This is a genomic window from Streptomyces sp. CA-210063, from assembly GCF_024612015.1.
Classification (GTDB): domain Bacteria; phylum Actinomycetota; class Actinomycetes; order Streptomycetales; family Streptomycetaceae; genus Streptomyces.
Window position 1 is genome coordinate 10500717 of record NZ_CP102512.1, and the last position, 15889, is coordinate 10516605.

The 15889-nt window shown below is 69.1% G+C and carries 13 protein-coding genes and 3 pseudogenes; 6 read left to right on the plus strand and 10 right to left on the minus strand.

The genetic code is table 11. The features are described from left to right. Together JIX56_RS45750 and JIX56_RS45755 are read right to left on the minus strand one after the other, a co-directional pair. Entirely contained in the window at positions 1-1350 is a 1350-nt protein-coding gene (locus tag JIX56_RS45750; protein ID WP_257550136.1) for an NAD(P)/FAD-dependent oxidoreductase, read from the minus strand. 5 nt (positions 1351-1355) lie between these two features. Next, entirely contained in the window at positions 1356-2099 is a 744-nt protein-coding gene (locus JIX56_RS45755; RefSeq protein WP_257550138.1) for a hypothetical protein, read from the minus strand. Positions 2100-2709: 610 nt separating this feature from the next. Here JIX56_RS45755 and JIX56_RS45760 point away from each other — a divergent pair. Beyond that, positions 2710-3090, plus strand: coding sequence for a hypothetical protein (locus JIX56_RS45760; RefSeq protein ID WP_257550140.1), 381 nt, complete (start codon positions 2710-2712; stop codon positions 3088-3090). 107 nt (positions 3091-3197) lie between these two features. On the opposite strand, the pseudogene JIX56_RS45765 reads toward JIX56_RS45760, so the two are convergent. After that, positions 3198-3848: pseudogene (locus JIX56_RS45765) on the minus strand (transposase); the annotation flags it as partial. A 15-nt stretch (positions 3849-3863) separates the two neighbouring features. Then, positions 3864-4133 carry a DUF5133 domain-containing protein gene (locus JIX56_RS45770; RefSeq protein WP_306819922.1) on the minus strand — a complete coding sequence of 90 codons (270 nt, stop codon included), beginning with the start codon at positions 4131-4133 and terminating at the stop codon, positions 3864-3866. Positions 4134-4421: 288 nt separating this feature from the next. On the opposite strand from JIX56_RS45770, the gene JIX56_RS45775 reads away from it, so the two are divergent. Continuing rightward, positions 4422-4679, plus strand: a complete 258-nt coding sequence (locus tag JIX56_RS45775; protein ID WP_257551504.1) for an Hsp20/alpha crystallin family protein — start codon at positions 4422-4424, stop codon at positions 4677-4679. Positions 4680-4808: 129 nt separating this feature from the next. Here JIX56_RS45775 and JIX56_RS45780 read toward each other — a convergent pair whose 3' ends face one another. The 3 genes from JIX56_RS45780 to JIX56_RS45790 form a co-directional block, all read right to left on the minus strand. Then, a complete protein-coding gene (locus JIX56_RS45780; RefSeq protein WP_257550142.1) occupies positions 4809-5864 on the minus strand; it encodes a hypothetical protein in 1056 nt (351 codons plus the stop codon). A 1325-nt stretch (positions 5865-7189) separates the two neighbouring features. Beyond that, a complete protein-coding gene (locus tag JIX56_RS45785; RefSeq protein ID WP_257550144.1) occupies positions 7190-8032 on the minus strand; it encodes an alpha/beta fold hydrolase in 843 nt (280 codons plus the stop codon). Positions 8033-8036: 4 nt separating this feature from the next. Further along, on the minus strand, positions 8037-8654 hold the full coding sequence (locus JIX56_RS45790; protein WP_257550145.1) for a dihydrofolate reductase family protein: 618 nt from the start codon (positions 8652-8654) through the stop codon (positions 8037-8039). A gap of 523 nt (positions 8655-9177) precedes the next feature. Here JIX56_RS45790 and JIX56_RS45795 point away from each other — a divergent pair. Next, a complete protein-coding gene (locus JIX56_RS45795; protein WP_257550147.1) occupies positions 9178-9744 on the plus strand; it encodes a dihydrofolate reductase family protein in 567 nt (188 codons plus the stop codon). A 475-nt stretch (positions 9745-10219) separates the two neighbouring features. Here JIX56_RS45795 and JIX56_RS45800 read toward each other — a convergent pair. Continuing rightward, positions 10220-11027, minus strand: a pseudogene (locus JIX56_RS45800) (amidase family protein). 213 nt (positions 11028-11240) lie between these two features. On the opposite strand from JIX56_RS45800, the gene JIX56_RS45805 reads away from it, so the two are divergent. After that, positions 11241-11567 (plus strand): hypothetical protein, encoded by a 327-nt coding sequence (locus JIX56_RS45805; protein ID WP_257550149.1) that lies wholly within the window; start codon positions 11241-11243, stop codon positions 11565-11567. 213 nt (positions 11568-11780) lie between these two features. Next, positions 11781-11954, plus strand: a pseudogene (locus JIX56_RS45810) (transposase family protein); the annotation flags it as partial. Positions 11955-11985: 31 nt separating this feature from the next. Here the strand turns inward: JIX56_RS45810 and JIX56_RS45815 are convergent. Beyond that, positions 11986-13569, minus strand: a complete 1584-nt coding sequence (locus JIX56_RS45815; protein WP_257550150.1) for a S8 family serine peptidase — start codon at positions 13567-13569, stop codon at positions 11986-11988. Between the two features lie 714 nt (positions 13570-14283). Between JIX56_RS45815 and JIX56_RS45820 the strand changes: the two genes are divergently transcribed. Next, complete coding sequence (locus JIX56_RS45820; protein ID WP_257550152.1) at positions 14284-14910, plus strand: class I SAM-dependent methyltransferase; 627 nt, start codon at positions 14284-14286, stop codon at positions 14908-14910. 494 nt (positions 14911-15404) lie between these two features. Here JIX56_RS45820 and JIX56_RS45825 read toward each other — a convergent pair whose 3' ends face one another. Beyond that, on the minus strand, positions 15405-15782 hold the full coding sequence (locus tag JIX56_RS45825) for a Fic family protein (RefSeq protein ID WP_257550154.1): 378 nt from the start codon (positions 15780-15782) through the stop codon (positions 15405-15407). Between the last annotated feature and the right edge of the window lie 107 nt (positions 15783-15889).

A 15889-nucleotide genomic window follows, 5' to 3' on the forward strand; every position in this document is an offset into this window, starting at 1 on the left:
TCACGGCGGGGTGGTGAGGGGCGGTCGGGGTACCGGGGCGGGCAGGCCGAGGAGGCGTCCCCGGACGGCGGCGGCGAGCAGCGCCGGGTGGAGCAGGTCTGCCGGCGAGCCGACGAGGTGGTAGACCCGGTCCAGAGCGCGCTGGGCGCGCAGGTTGCCGTGTACGGCGAGCCGGTCCACCTCCCCCGACCAGCGGCCGAACAGTGCGTCGACGCCGGAGGCGGGTTTGTCGCCGGTGTGGCGCAGGTCCTCGCCGGTCGCGATGGCCCAGGGGAGAGCCGCGGCCCGGTGCAGGCGGTGCATCAGTCTCCGCTCCCATCCCGGCCGGGCGCCCGCGGCGAGCGTCTGCCGCAGGAGCAGTGCCTGGGTCGCGGCAACGGTGATGCCCTGGCCGTAGACCGGGTTGAAGGCACACAGAGCGTCTCCCACGGCCAGGAGTCCGTCCGGCCAGTGCGGCAGGCGGTCGTAGTGGCGGCGCACGTTGTGGGTGCGGCGGTGGACCGTGATGTCGCCGAGTGCGCGTGCGCTGCGGGTGAAGTCGGCCAGCGCCGGGTCCCGCAGCCGGGTCAGGAAGGCGTCGAAACCGGCCGGGTCGCGGGGCGGCCGGTGGTTTCCGGCGCCCACCGCCGCCACCAGCCAGCGCCCGTCCTCGACGGGCAGCGCCACCCCGCCGGTTGATGCGCCGGGAACCGGCAGCATGACGATGCCCGCCACCCGGCCGAGGTGGTCGGGCGGCGCGGCGTAGACCCGTCCCGCGTAGCCGAATCCGGCGTCGACGACGGTGGTCGCAGGCTCCTCGATTCCCCACCGCGCCAGCCAGTCGGGCAGTCGGGAGCTGCGCCCGGAGGCGTCGACGACGAGGCCGGCTCTGACGGGCGGGGCGTCGAAGCAGTCGACGAGCCAGCTGCCGCCAGGCGCGGTGTCGATACGGCTCAGGCCGCGCACCCGAGCATTGCCGCGCAGCTCCACTCCGGGCAACTCCGCCACCCGCCGCCTGATCAGGTGCTCGACCAACGGGCGGGTGGCGGAGACCAGTTCGTACGCGGGTGTGCCGAACGGCGCCCATCCGTGTTCGCCGAGCCACGCCAGGTCGCCCGTGTCCAGCGGTACCCCGCCGGCGGCGACCAACTGCGCGCGCAGTCCGGGAAGCAGCTCTTCGATCACGCACAGCCCGCGATGCAGCAGCACATGCGGCTGACGGCCCTGAGGGACACCGCCGCGTGGGACGGGACCCCCGCGGTTCTGGTCCTGTTCGAGGACGACGACCGGGCGGCCGGCGGCCCCCATCACCGCTGCCGTCAGCAGCCCGGCCACGCCCGCTCCGATGACGACGGTGTGTTCGCTGCTCATGCCGGTCACACCAGCCGGAAAAGGAGTCGCCGCATCTGCTTCAGCCATGACAGTGGCACAAAGCGCCAGAGCGGGGCACCGGCGGACAACGGTATGTGCCCGCGGAGTACGGCCCCGTGATCGAGTGACGCGGCGTGCGGAAAATATCCGGGCCGGCAGGAAACGATTTCCTTGAATCCCTTGCCGTGGTAATACCGTAGCTGGGGGTCCCGGGGGAGGTTGTGACGTCTTTCGCGCATATACACGTCCGCCGGCGTGTCTGGGTTGGCGCGTTTCCAGGTCCGCAGACCGGGCATCGGGGATCCGAGATAGATGTCCCGCCATCCGTGCTTGAGAGCGTGCGGCCAGAAGAACTCGAACATGGCGGTCACCGCATCCGCGTCGACACTGCTCAGGCTGATTCCGAAAAGGGATCCGGTGACTTTCGCAGCAGGGGTCTCCACCCGGGCGCAGTCGGCCCAGGTGACAGCTGAGCGCAACTGCGCGGTCGTGATCGGTTTCATGAACAGCGAGGCCAGTGCCGCTCCGCCCGCCGGCTCGAACGCCCCTATGCTCAAGCGCGGATACGCCTGGATGCGGGCGGCCAGCTCTGCGCGACCGGCTGCCTGGTCCTGCTCCCACTTCGCCTGTTCCAGCCTGATGAGCGCCTCGACGTCACTCTGCCGCAGAAAGCGGACCTCGACGGAACCTGCGACGGAATCCGATTCCTCTGTGACACGGCTCTGCGCCATTTTGTGCGGGCTGGACACGGGCACCCCCTGCTCTCCTGTAAACCGGATCTGCGTGCAGCGAAATACTCCAGACCGACCGTCCGTTCGGGCAAGTACTCCGGCGTTTTCGATGGAAAGTTCACACCGGGTGTTCATCTCTGGTCTGTGTTCGAAATCCCTTATTCACTCCGGGCGCGGATCGCGTGTGATCCCGGTTACCTTCTCCGGCCGCACCAGGATTTCCCGGTATTCTGCGGCAGCTTTCATGCCCCCACGGGAAGGCATTGCGCGAGCTCGCGACGAACACCCGCGGAACCGGCTCGCGCGTTCCCCGGCCCCGGCCCGGACGACGAGCGCGCCCGCGACGCCGACGGCGGCACGCGGGGTGTGGACGACCCGAAGGCCCTGGAAGAAGTGACAGAGACCTCCGACTTCCGACCACTGCCGGAGGCCACGGGTGCTCCCGCGCCCCACCTGCGCCACGGGACTCCGGCAGTCTTCCGCGGGACGGCCTCGGACTGGCCGGCCGTCAGCACCTGGACGTTCCCCTACCTCGCCTCCCTGGCCCCGTCGCTGCCGGTGCAACTCGTCGCGGGCAACAGGGAGAAGGACCGCAGGCATAAGCGTGGCTGTTGCCTATGATTTGGACATGCCATCTGTCAGTGCCACTCCGGACCGACGTTTCAGTGATGTGCCGCCGGGTGAGCGAACGCCTTCGGCGGTGGATCGGGCGATCACGGTGTTGTCATGGTGGTGGGTGGCCGCGCCTCTCATCCTGGTGACTCCCCCGATCGCCCACAGGCTGGGGTTTCCGGTGGTGCGGGACGAGTTCGGCCTCATGTTCGCGCTGACTGCGGTGACCAGTGCGGTGGCAGCGCCGGTTGCGGGGTTCCTAGTGGCGCTGGTCGCACGCCGGCGTAGGGCTCGCGGGCGTTTCGTCATCATGGGGGTGGTGACCAGCGTGCCGCTGCTCTTCTTCTGGGTCTTCGGCGTGCTGCTCGCGGAGTGTCCTGACGGTTATCACTGCTGACGGTGGTCATTCAGCGCAGAGGGCCGGGGCCGAGGGAATTCCGTCTGGGCGGCCGGCTCGGATGCGCACCGTGTGAACCGTTACTCGGATGCGCACCGTGTGAACCGTTACCAAGTCGGCAGGCCGGGTGGGTCTGTAGCCGTGGGAGTTGACCGAGGGTCGGTCCGGGCGGCGTCGCCGACCGTGAACGTGAGAAGGATCAGTCCGGTTGGGCCTCGCGGGAGGCGGGCTGTTTCGTTCCTGCGCGAGATTCGGTGGGTGGTGCGCCTGGTCATGAGCGTGATCGCCGCCCAGTGATCAGCGATTCCGACGGCTGGATGAGCCTCTCGTAGTCCCGGGCGTGACGGCGGGCGTGCATGATCCAGGCCAGGGAGCGTTCTGCCAGCCAGCGACGGGGCAGGACGGCGAACCTGGTGGCGCCCTTCGGGCGGCTAATGGTCTTGAGTCCGGTCGAGAGGAGTCTTCGCCCGGGTCACGAGCTATCCGGCGGTGGCGGAGTCAGCCCAGACGATCGTCATTTCGGGGTGCGTCAGCCGCAATTGGAACAGGACTTCCTTCGAGGCTTCGAGGCTTCGCGGTCGGTCATGTCGGCCGGGGTGACCATGATGAACAGGGGCAGCCCTTGGTGTCGACGATCAGATGCCGCTTGCGGCCGTTGTTTTTTGCGCCGTCGTCCCGCGCGAGTCCTTCCCGACGGTCTCAGCCGCGCGGACGGACTGGGAGTCGATGACGGTGGCGAGCGCGGCCGGGGCCCGGCCGTCGCCCGTGCGTGATCAGTGGTGGGGCTGTCGGCGTGCCATGGCGTCGGCCAGCTGCCGGCGGGCCACATACAGCGCCGTATCCAGCTGGCGAGTACGCGTGACGACGCACAACGTGTATGTCGCGTCCTTCAGTTGGCGCGCGGTCTCTGCGCTACCTCCGGACGCCAAGCGCCGCCTGAGCGTCTCACACCGTTCGACCAGTTCCCGCAGGAGCGAAGGATGCGCCATGACCATGGTGCTCGCCTCCGGCCTCGCCCGTTCGGACCATCCCCCTTCACCCATACGGTCGCAGCCGTCGGCGCCCGCCGCATCTCAAGGCTGCGGACATATGCATATCGGGGCAGCGGATGCCGCCGCGGGGATAAATGACTCGTATATCAGAAGGGTGGGAGCTGTGATGACTCTTCCTGTACGCCGCAACCCGAGCAGACTCCCCGAGCGGCGTGGTTCCCCAGCTTCACCGCGGACCCGCTCGCGGAGTTCGACGACATCTTCGGCCGCCTGGGGAACCTCCTGGAGTCCACCGTCGGCGGAGTCACCGCGGGCACTGCCCTCGCCCCGCTGGCCGACATCTGCGAAACCGACGACGCCTACGAGACCGAAGTCGACGTTCCCGGCGTCAAGCGCGACGACATCACCATCGAGATGACCGACCGGGAACTGGTCATCAGCGGTGATTTCAAGGAACGCGAGCGCACCGGCGTGCTGCGCCGCGGCACGCGGCGCAGCGGCCGGTTCGAGTACCGCGCCGTCCTGCCCGGTGAGCTCAACGCCGAGAGCGTCGAGGCGAAGCTGAGCGAAGGTGTGCTGAGCGTCAAAGTGCCCTAGGTCGGCCGCAGCCCTGGAGCCGGTCAGGTCAGCTCCAGGGCTGCTCACGAATTTCCGTACCCGGGCGCGAGGAGCGCCCGGAGCTGTCCTGCTTTCATTCGTTCAGCGGCAGATGCCCGCCTGTTCGGTTCACAGGGCGGTGCGGGTTTCGGCGGCGGAGATGATCTCCTGGCGCTGGTTGTGGCGCCGCTCGTACTCCAGGACCTGGCGGGCGACGCTGGAGGGGACGTTCTGCAGCTGGGCGATGATCTTGTCGGAGTTCATGATGTCGTAGCCGTCCCAGGGTTCGCTGCCGCGCAGCTGCTCGATGGAGTCCAGGACTCCGGGCCGGTTGGCGTGGGTGCGTTCGTATCCCTCGATGACCGTCAGATCCGACTGGGACAGTGAGCGCAGCTGCCGCTTGATGTCGTCGACGCTGAGCTGGCTGAAGCGGGTGATCGGCAACTCCTCTTCCCGGGTCACCGCTCCCTGGACGTCTTCGGCCATGCGGGTCGCGTCGGGCATCTCCCGCAAGGCACCCTCGGCCGCGTCCCTGGCCCGCCGGCCGCTGTTCTGGGCGACGTCCTGCACCCGGTCGGCCGCGGTCCGCACGGCGCGCGCGGCCGTGTCGGTCCAGCCGTTCCCGTTCTCCTGGGCGACGCCGTTGGCCGCGGCCGCCACGGCCCGCGCGTTCTGGGCGACGCTGTCCTCCAGTCTTTCGAGTAGTTCCTCGTCCTGGCGGCGCAGTGCGGCGAGCAGGTCGGCGGTGGCCTCGTCATGGGCCTCTTCGGCGATGCTCTGGCCGGCCCGGCAGGCCGCCAGCGCTCGGGCGGTGACTGTGTACTCGTCCTTGGCATTCCTCAGCAGCCGCCGCTCGTCGTTCGGCCACCGGCCGTGCAGCATCTCACTCACGAGCGTGGATCCGATGGTCAGCGGCAGCATGGCGGTGCGCACGGCGCTGCGGGAGATGACCCGAGCGATGTCCACCGTGTCCCCGACAAGCCCGCTGCGGGGCCGCAGCTCGCGCACGTGGTGCTCGATGCGCTGAAGGCTGTCCTGGACGTCGTCCACCTGGCGCTCGAGCATCTGCCGGTAGGGGCCGGGCGGCGTGATCGTCGCATCCGCCCTGAACCGGTCGACGACCGCCTCATGCGCCTCGCGGGCATCCTCCAACGCTGGTACGAGCGCGTCCGTCATCACTGTCATGGGGGTGCTCCCTGGTTGTGGGGGTCAGGCGGCCGGCCAGAGGGCCGCGCAGAGGGAATCGGCTGTCCGCCGGGCTTTCCGCGGTTGGGCAGCCGATGACCATCTTGTGGGGCCCGGAGCGAGATCGCCGGGAGGCTGGGCCTGTTCGCGTCCGACGCCCATGCATTGCTGGGACGCTTTCACCCCCGCTCGCCTGCTGTCCCTGCTGGGTGCATCGCAACAGACGGGAGGGAATGCGTCATCCCCTTCCGAGTCAGCCCCTGATCTCGCGTGGGGCTGAAAGGGTGATGACGGCGGTTGTGCTGTGTCGAAAGTCTTGATCACGCGTTGGTCCGGGCGTGAATCCTCACGTTGACGACGCTGCGCCGTACACCCCGCCGCTCGGGCTTACTGGCTCCCAGCCCGAGCGGGACGACATGAACATCGGCCTCAGGCGTGACGGCGGGTGGAGCCGGGCCGTGATGGTCACCTACTCAGCGGTGCTTGTTGCGGCTGCTGTGGTGATTGCCGTTACGGACCGGCTCCCTTGAGAGATCCAGAGACGCGTGGTCAGGGCCAGACGGACGGCCCGGGCTGGACTGTGGCGGCAGCCGGGTCAGATACGGGTGTGTGCCTGCGCGAGCAGCTGGCCGAGGCGATCGCCTCCCTTCGCTGGCAGACAGCGGTGATGCTGTCGCATGTCCCCGGCCGTGTGAGTGGAGCCGGGGCCGCCGGGCCGGAAGGCGAGACATCACCTGGCTCGCAGCAGCCTCGCTGAACCGCCGGTGGGCGATCCACGACCAGCTGCCGGTCGGCTGGTGATGATGACGCCGATCGCGCGGGCCGATCGGCGGCCGGGGCCCGCTCCCGGCCGCCACCGGCGCCGGGGCTGCGGGTGATGGCGTCCGCGCCGCCGCACGGCGGTGAGCTGCCCGGCATGGTCGACCAGGAGCTCGCCGGCCTCATCCGTCCACGACGCCTTCGACGACGGCACCGCCTACCGGGCGGAGCTGTCGGCGCGCGTCGACCAGCCGGTTCTGTCCGACGGCCCGATCCCATGGGGCCAAGCCCTTGAGGGTTCGACGCCGCCACCCTCTACGCCTACACGCTGCTCCAGCCGGACACCGCCGACCGCGTCCACGACGCTTTCCCCGTCCTGTGCAGCCCGGCCGGCCCCGCCGCCGAAGCGACCGTATGCGCCCAGCTGGAATGGGAGAGGTTCCGGGCACCGTGCGGTCGGACACGTGACCTCCCTGTGCGATATGAATGCTCGTCGCGCGCTGCCGGATCGAGCCTCCGATGTCCACTGTTGCGTGGAGGCCAGACCCGGGCGGCACCCGCCGTCCTTATCCGAGCGTGAGCATCGCCTCGGTGACCTCGCCGACCGCCGCCTCGGGGATCGCAGTGGCGGCCTCCTTGAGGACGAGCAGCCGTGCCCCGGGGATCTCGCGCGCGATCGCCTCGCCGTTGCCGACGGGGAAGAACCGGTCGCGGCGGCCGTGGACGACGAGCGTGGGGACCTCGATCTCGGGCAGGCGCTCGCGCCAGCGGGGTTTGCAGTCGAGTCTGGAAAACACCATGCCCATCTGGTTGGCCATCTGGACCGGGGGTGCGGTGCCGGGCGTGCGGTCCCAGATGCGCGCAGCGATTGCGCGCGCGGCGACGGGGTCGTCGCCGAGGACCTCCGCGCCGGCGGCGGCGAACTCCGCAACCGCCTCGCGGTCGGTCCAATCGGGCATCGGACGCGCGAACAGCCGGCTCATCGTCGCCTGGTCATGGTCGGGGAGGTCATCGTCGGGCGGGCCAGGGGCAACCGCGCGGGTGCCGACCAGGGTGAGCGCCGAGAACGCGCCCGGATGGTCGAGCACGGCCACCTGGGCGACCATCCCGCCGACGCCGATCCCCGCGAGGTGCGCGGGCCCCCCGCCGAGCGCGTCAGCAAGGGCCGCCGCGTCGGCGGCGAGGCCGCGCAGGGTGTAGGCGGGCTCCTCCGGATCCGTCGTCGTCGACTCTCCGCTGTCGCGCAGGTCGTAGCGCACCACACGGCGCCCGCCGGCGGCGAGGCGCTCGCACAGCGCGTCGGGCCAGGAGAGCATCGTCGTCCCGCCCGCGAGCAGGACGAGTGGCGCGTCGTCGTCACCGAACGACTCGATGCCCAAGACGATCCCATGGGCGTTGACAGTGGTCATCGGATCACCGGACGACGTCGTAGGTCAGGTGCGTCGCGGTCGATGTCGAGATCACGCTCCGCTGCACCAGCGTGCGCGGCGCTGCTCCGGTGAACAGTGGTGTCCCGGCGCCCAGCACGATGGGCGCGAGGTGCAGCGTCAGCGCGTCGACCAGCCCGGCGTCGAGCGCGGAGCCGACCGTGGCGCCGCCGCCCATGAGGATGACGTCGAGGTCCTTGCCGCTGTCCGACGACGCCGCCTCGGCTCGCTCGCGCGCGGCGGTGACGGCGTCGGGCAGACCGGTGGTGACGAACGTCCAGTCGAGGTTGGTTGTCCGCACCGACTCTGGCGGCGAACTCGTCACGACGACGAACGCGGGCTTGCCGACCTCGCCGGCGCCGTACCCGGACGTGTCGTCCCAGCCTTTCGGCCCGTCGACAACGTCGAAGAGGTGGCGGCCGAGGACGACGGCGCCCGAGCGGGCGGTCCCCTCGCGCAGGACCCGGCGGTCGTCGGGGTCGTCGGAAAACGCCCACGTGTGCAGGGCCTCGCCGCCGGTGCCCAAACCGTTGTCCTGGCTGGGGTCGGGCCCGGTGACGAAGCCGTCGAGAGAGACCGAGATGTCAGCGATGATGCGAGTCATGCCAGGGCAGACCCGATCCGCCGCCCAAACTCATCGCTCACGCATGAAGCGTGTGGCGGATGCGAACTCGAGAGCACGACGCGGTATGGCCTCTTTGGTGCTCGGAATGGCCAGGTGAAGGGTGGAGCGCTCAATACAGGTCGGCCGATTGACGGGTACGGTCACTGCTGCTCATCGGTGTGTGAAGACTCGTGCGCACGGGTTGAGCCCCGCCGCCGGGTGAAGGACTTGGTACTCGGGCTGCTGTCGGACCTGCCGCGCCGCTCGTGACATGTCGATCTTGCGTGACCTGGGCGTTCTTGGCTGTCTCACGGCCTTGTCACCCATGATCAGTCTCAAATCCGTGGCATTTCCTCGCGAGGGCGAGGGCGAGGGCGAGATCAGGCGGCTTGCCCGTGTCGGCCGAGTACACCACGCTGAGCCCCGAGCACGAGGACTACCGGCGAGCCCAGATCGCGCACCGATGAGTTTCCTGAGCCGCGCTGGTCTATACGCCGGACACCCACGGACGGAAGGCTGGGCCATGCGGAAACTGATCTACGGCATGAACCTGACTGTGGACGGCTACATCGCCGCGGCCGGCGACGACATCGGCTGGGGTGGGCCGCCGAGCGACGAGCTGTTCCAATGCTGGCTCGAACACGAGCAGGCGAGTGGCCTGTCGCTGTACGGGCGCAAGCTGTGGGAGACGATGAGCTCCTACTGGCCGACCGGCGACCAGCAGCCCAACGCCACCCCGGCGGAGATCGAGTTCGCGCGGAACTGGCGGGACACGCCGAAGGTGGTGTTCTCCTCGACGATCGACAAGGTCGACTGGAACACCCGCCTGGTCACCGGCGACGCGATCGCCGAGATCACCCGGCTCAAGGCAGAGGACGGCGGCCCAATGAACATCGGCGGCGCAACGCTCGCCGGGGCGGCCATGCGCGCCGGGCTGATCGACGAGTACGTGATCGCCGCCCATCCGGTCCTGGTGGGCGGCGGCACGCCGTTCTTCACCGCGCTGGACAGCTGGGTGAACCTGAACCTGGTGGAGACGCGGACGTTTCCCGGCGGCGTGGTCCTGACCAGGTACGAGACGAGACGCTGAGCAGCAGCACCCCACGCGCTAGGGACTGTCTCGAAGTGATGTGCGTAGCGGTGCGGGTAGCAGAACCTCAGCGCTCCCACCCGCCGGCCCGACCACCACCCCTCACGGACGCGCTCCGCGCGACAGTGCTCCCACCACGTCGTCGCTGTCCTCGCCACGAACACGCCGAGAACCTGCCGCGGTGCCGGCTGACGTCCCCACAGCAGCGGTGCCGGCTGACGTCCCCACAGCAAGTGACTCCGTCACTTCGAAACACCACCTAGTCTCACGGTGATGTCGTATACGACATCGGTACGACATGGCCCGTGAGATTACGACATCAGTCGCGAGACCCTCAGCTGTTGTAGGGTCTCGCGCTCGGCTTCATGTGGCGGCTCTGTGACCTGCGCTTTCCGCGTTGGCAGCGACTGTGCGCATTCGGAGGATCTCGTCGTGATGCGCACATCGTCCTCGACGGACACCCAGGTAGTACGCCCTACTTCGGTGCCTGGAAGCCGCCGATTCTCTGCTCGAGCAGGTCGGCCAGCCGCAGCGGGGTGCGGTCCTCGAACATCGGACCGATGAGTTGCACTCCCACCGGCAGACCCTCGGGCGACCGGCCCGCTGGTATGGCGGTGGCGGGTAGACCGGGCATGGTGGCCAGACCGGCCCAGACGAGCTGGTCGAGGTACGGGTACTCGACGCCGTCGATGTCGATCCGGCGTTTCATCAGGTCGGGGTTGTGGTCGTGGCGGAACGCGGGGGTGGGCGTGATGGGGCACACCACGGCGTCGAACTCGGCGAAGAACTGCCGCCAGCCCCAGGGCCACCGCTGACCCGCCGGAGGATCCACCCGGCGTGCGACCGTGATCCCACGGGTTATTGGTGGTGCCGTAGATCGCGTTGAAGCTCTGCACATCTTGCAGCCCCAAGGGCACATTGGTCTTGCCGAGCACCACCGCGCCTGCGGCCTTGAGCCGCGACACCTGCACCGCGTCCTCGGCCGGCATGTAGTTCCGGTGCAGCGGCATGCCCCAGGTCGTGGGCAACTCGGCGATGTCGTAGGACTCTTTGACCGTCACCGGAATGCCGAGCAGCGGCCGGTCCTCACCGCGGGCGCGCGCATGGTCGGCACCGCGCGCGGCGGCCCGGGCACGGTCGAAGTCCGGCACACAGATCGCGTTGATCGCCTTGTCGTCCCGCTCAATACGGGCGATCGCCTCGTCAGTCAGTTCCGCCGAGGTTACTTCACCGGCACGCAAGGCAGCCGTGAGTTCTTCGGCCGTCGGAAAATTCCACTCCATGAATCGGACGGTACGGGTATCTGAGAGAGGCCACGAAACGGCGCTTCGCACAACGGGGTTGGCGCCTCAGGCTACGAACAATTCGCCCGACCGCCGGCGATGGCGATGCGCGGTGTCTTCGCCTCCGAGCACGGAGACCGACAGTCGCGGTGGGGTCTCGCCTCATGTCCGGGCCGCCCGTGGGTACATGCGTCCAGGCCTTCACCAGCGACAATGATCCTTATGGACATTGTCGTTGAGATCCATGTGCCCCTTAGGGATGCGGCGGGCACTCCGGAAGGTTCCGATCCCTTCCCGTGGATCGACCAGGTCGAGGACTTCCTCGCTGAGCAGGAGGCGGCGGAGGTGTACGACGATGGCGAGGAGTACGACGAGGTGTACGTCTTCTCCATCACCGGGGCCACTGAGGAGGTTCTCCTGGCCGTGGCGTCTGACCTGGCCAGGCTTCCGGGCATCCCGAGCGGAGTGTTCGCGATGGTCACGAGTGATGAGGCGGAGGAGATCGGCCTCGGACGACGTGTCGAGCTGCCGCTCGATTAGCCCTCTGTGGAACGGAACCGACGGTCGACCAGGGTCTTCGTTCTGCTGGTTTCACGTTCCTGGCGAGCAGGGCAGACACGCACGGGCTTCCAAGATCATGTAGCTCTCCACGCCCCGTGACCGGCCTGGCAGACCGTGCCTGCCGACGCGTCATCGCTGATCCCACCTGCCCTTGACCGGCTCCGCGAGCGGCCCCAGGCTGTGTCAGGGGAGGTGCCGGGCCTACTGGAACGGCTGGCCGAGGTGCCGGATCCTCGCGACCCGCGCGGGGTGCGGCACGCCCTGGCCGTCGTACTCGCGCCGGCCGTGTGTGCGGTGTTGGCCGGGGCGACGTCACTGCTCGCGGTCGGCGAGTGGATCGTGGACGCACCACCGCAGGTGCCGGAACGGCTCGGCGCGCCGCCTGATCGTGTCGAGCTCATCGCGTCCGCTGTCCCGCTCGTGCAGTTGGTGCCGTACGCCCTGCGACCAGTTGGGCGAGCGCGATGGCCTGGGCGGCGTTCACCCGGCCGAAGCCGTAGTCGTCGTTGTGGCCGTTGCCGTCGTAGACGACACCTGGTCCGCCGATCTTGTCGGCCGACTGGTGCATGATCTCGCGCAGTTGGTCGCGGGTCAGGGCGGGGTTGGCCGCCAACGCCAGTGCCGCGCAGCCGGCCGCGCAGGGGGCGGCGAAGCTGGTGCCGGTGCTTGGGCCGAAGCCGCCTCCGGACGTCGTGCTGAAGACATCGACTCCGGGGGCGATCAGTTCGACCTCGGGGCCGCGGGCCGCGTTGTCCTCCCGGTCCTTGTTGTTCGACCGGACCACCGCGATGACATCCGGATGGGAGACCACCTCGTCCAGCATGATGTCGACGTTCCTGCCGTTGCTGGCCGCCCAGAAGATCGGCAGCCCCTTGCCCTGGCGTCCGTCGGCGGCGGCGAATTCGAGGGCCAGCTTCAGCGTGTCGGTCAGGTCCCACTCCGCAATGTTCGGGCCCAGGCTGCTGACGAGGATGTCCGCGCCTTGCTGTGCGCCGATTCCGGACTCGGTCGAGGGGTCGGCGGCGTACGCCACGGCACGTGCCAAGGTCGTCTGCGTGCCGACCTGGTCACCCAGGCACGCCACCAGCATGAGCTCGCACTCGGGGGCCGCACCGACCCCGCCCGTGCCGTTGTGCCGGGCGCCGACCATCCCGGCGCAGAAAGTGCCGTGGTCCTCGTCGGGCATGCCCACGGTGTTCTGGGTGAAGGTCACGCCCACCACGCCGCTGCTGTAGAAGCCCGAGCCCGGGTCCAGCCCACTGGCGAGATCCTTGTGCCGCACATCGAAGCCGTTGTCGATGACGGCGACGCGGACGCCGTCCCCGAGCGTGCGGTCCCACGCCTTCTCGATGCGGACGTCGGCGCCCGGCTTCCCGCCATTGGTGCCCGTGTTGTCCCACTGCCACTGCTTGGGGTACTCGGGGTCGGAGGGGTGGAACCGGGTCGGGACGTGCTCGATGAACGACGGTTCGGCGAAGACGAAACGGTCGTTGTCGTGCAGCTCCACGGAGGCCGCGAGGGCGTCCTCGGCCGTCCTGGCCCGCACCTCGTAAAGGTTCGTCGCGAAGCCGAGTTTGTTGACGACACTCAGGCCGGCCGTCTCGATCTCGCGCTCTGCTTCCTCCTGCGAGAGCGACGGCCGCAGCTGGACGTTCAGCGCGTCGGTCGCGATACCGATCCTGCCGTTGGGCCGCCGGATGACCTTGCCTGCCGCCTCCGCCCCGGAGATTTCCTCGCCTACGTCGACCGCCGCTCGGGTCTGCCGGTTCGGCCTGACGAACACCCAGTGCGCGCGGGCGAAGGCGGCGGTGGTCTCGTCGTCGATTCCCGCATCGCGCATCGCTCCCCGTGCGCTCGTGCCCAGCTCGGCCTCCGCCTCGGCGGCGGCCCTGACACCGTCCGTCTCCACCTTCACCGCTACGACATCGTCGAGTTCCTCCGCCTCGACGAGGTTGCCACGCTGGTAGTACTGACGCGCCATCGCACTCGCCTCTTCTCATGGGCGTGGCTGTCCTCAGGGGCGTGGCTGTCCTGGCCGGATACGTCACAGCGACAGGACGCGGCCCGAGAGAGAAAACCCCGTTCAGGTATAAAACCCCCTTTCTCGCCAGTCTCCTCGGGTCTTGGAAGGGGAGCAACCGCACGGGCGCCGGGGGGAGGGGGACAGACGGAGATGCCATGATGGTGGTCGAGGGGTCCTCGAGCTGCCCCGCGCCTGCCGGCGGGGCGATACTTGCTGAACCGCGGCGATGCCGGCACGGCTGCCCATACTCCTTTATCTGCTCCGCAGTTGGGGCAACGCAACCGCAACCGCAACCGCAACTGCCAGTGGCGTCGCGGTCGAGTCAGGAGGAGCGGTCGTCGGTCGCTTGCAGAACTACGGCAGGCGGTACTGCCCTCGGGCGCGGAGAAGACGACCCACGCGGCGACGTCGACCTGATCATGCAGGGCGAGCTGTCCCCGCAGAGGACGCGTGGGCGACCCTGTCGACCGGGGGAGCGCGTGCTCACCTCCAGGGCTGTCTCGCGTGTGCGGGGACGATGCGGCTGTACGTCGCCTCGGAGACCGGTGAAAGAGAGCTACCCCCGCGCCCGCGGGGTAGCTCGGACCCCGTGAGGTCCGTACCTACGATAGGAAATGCGGCGATGGCGCCGCCCTCGCTCCTACACCGGGGCCGACCGGAAGGCATGCAGACATGACAAGGCAACGCGACCGCTGGACGGAACTGACTGGCGGACAAGCCGGTGAGGAGTACGCCCGACGGTTCGCACAACTCGCTGAATCAGGCCACGACATCCACGGCGAGGCCGCCTTCTGCGCTGCGCTGCTGAAACCCGCCGCCCGGATACTCGATGCCGGCTGCGGCACCGGCCGGATCGCGATCCGGCTCGCCGAACTGGGCCACCACTGCACGGGCGTGGACATCGACCGCTCCATGCTCGCCGTCGCCCGCCGCAACGCACCCACACTGGTATGGCTCCACGGTGACCTGGCACGCCTGGACAGCCTGGATCTGGAACCCGGCTTCGACCTGGTACTCGCCGCTGGAAACGTCATCCCCCTGCTGGCACCCGGCACCGAACCGGCTGTCGTCCGGCAACTGGCCGCCGTACTGCGCCCCGGCGGACTGCTGATCACCGGCATGGGACTGGACGCGGACCACTTGCCGCTGCCGGAACCGACAGTGACGCTGACGGATTTCGACCACTGGTGCACGCAGGCCGGACTGACCCTGCGGCAGCGCTTCGCCACGTGGGGCGGCGACCCCTACCAACAGGGTGATGGCTACGCCGTCAGCGTGCACGCTCGCCCCCTCGCCTGAATCCGAGCCTTACCCGAGACCCTTCCGTCAACCGCTCCCCAGCCCCCACCAGGGCGCCTCACGTTCGCTGAAGTGACGGTACGTGGGGCGGCGCGTCGACGAGTGTCCGCCGACCAGGGCCGCAGCTACGGTCCTGAGCTGTCCGGCGTCGACCTCGCGCGTATCGCGCTGCTCCAGGCCCGACGCGAGGCCGTCAAGAAGCGTGGCGACATCGAGGCACGCGCGTCGCGCCGCCGCCGGCGGCAGACCGGTGTACGGCCCGACGGCCGAGAGCCGAGCGGGTTCGACGCCGTGCTCCAGGGCTTGATGGCGGCGCGGCCTGGGCGATTCCGGCCGCCGGCGGCAGCGTGCTGGACCGCTGGCCGGAGATCGCGGCCGCCGTCGCGGCGCGGCTTCCCGAGCACGTCCGGCCCGTCGCGTTCCCCCGGAGAGCGGGCAGCTGGACCTGTGCCCGGACGCGTCCGCCTACGCCACTCACCTGCCGCTGTGCGCTCTCAGTAGCGGGCCCTGACGGTCCGGTGATGGGTCGAGCGGATGAGGACGGAGACCAGGACAGCCAGGTCAGCTGCGCCGGCAGCGTCGTCGGCGTACCGCGTGGTCTGCAAGGGACCGGTCTGATCAAGCCGCACTACCTCCAACTCCAGGACATAGGCGAGGGTGAGCATGGCGAGGCGGGCGTTGCCATCGGCGAAGGGGTGGAAGAAGGCCACGTCCAGGTAGGCCCTGGCCGCGCGGGAGGCCAGAGGGACTCGCAGGTCGGCGCTGTCGCGCAGACAACGCTCGAAGTCCCGCCAGGTATGTGGCGTAAGTGCGTAGCGCTCCCGGCCGCCCTTGGCGAAGGCATCGCCTTGTCGGAACGGAACCTCAGGCATGCCCAGGACAAGACGCTGCCATCCAGCCAGAAGCGGGCAGGTGAGGGGGCGCCTTTGGGAAGCGTCTGCGCGCGATCGCGTCAGCGCCGCGAGCAATCGGTCGGTTC

Bases quoted from the DNA above. Each gene is read 5' to 3' on its own strand.
- JIX56_RS45770 (WP_306819922.1), bottom strand. From the start codon at position 4,133: ATGGGTGAAGGGGGATGGTCCGAACGGGCGAGGCCGGAGGCGAGCACC.
- JIX56_RS45795 (WP_257550147.1), top strand. From the start codon at position 9,178: ATGCGGAAACTGATCTACGGCATGAACCTGACTGTGGACGGCTACATC.
- JIX56_RS45815 (WP_257550150.1), bottom strand. From the start codon at position 13,569: ATGGCGCGTCAGTACTACCAGCGTGGCAACCTCGTCGAGGCGGAGGAA.
- JIX56_RS45805 (WP_257550149.1), top strand. From the start codon at position 11,241: ATGATCCTTATGGACATTGTCGTTGAGATCCATGTGCCCCTTAGGGAT.
- JIX56_RS45785 (WP_257550144.1), bottom strand. From the start codon at position 8,032: ATGACCACTGTCAACGCCCATGGGATCGTCTTGGGCATCGAGTCGTTC.
- JIX56_RS45825 (WP_257550154.1), bottom strand. From the start codon at position 15,782: ATGCCTGAGGTTCCGTTCCGACAAGGCGATGCCTTCGCCAAGGGCGGC.
- JIX56_RS45780 (WP_257550142.1), bottom strand. From the start codon at position 5,864: ATGACAGTGATGACGGACGCGCTCGTACCAGCGTTGGAGGATGCCCGC.
- JIX56_RS45750 (WP_257550136.1), bottom strand. From the start codon at position 1,350: ATGAGCAGCGAACACACCGTCGTCATCGGAGCGGGCGTGGCCGGGCTG.
- JIX56_RS45790 (WP_257550145.1), bottom strand. From the start codon at position 8,654: ATGACTCGCATCATCGCTGACATCTCGGTCTCTCTCGACGGCTTCGTC.
- JIX56_RS45760 (WP_257550140.1), top strand. From the start codon at position 2,710: ATGCCATCTGTCAGTGCCACTCCGGACCGACGTTTCAGTGATGTGCCG.
- JIX56_RS45820 (WP_257550152.1), top strand. From the start codon at position 14,284: ATGACAAGGCAACGCGACCGCTGGACGGAACTGACTGGCGGACAAGCC.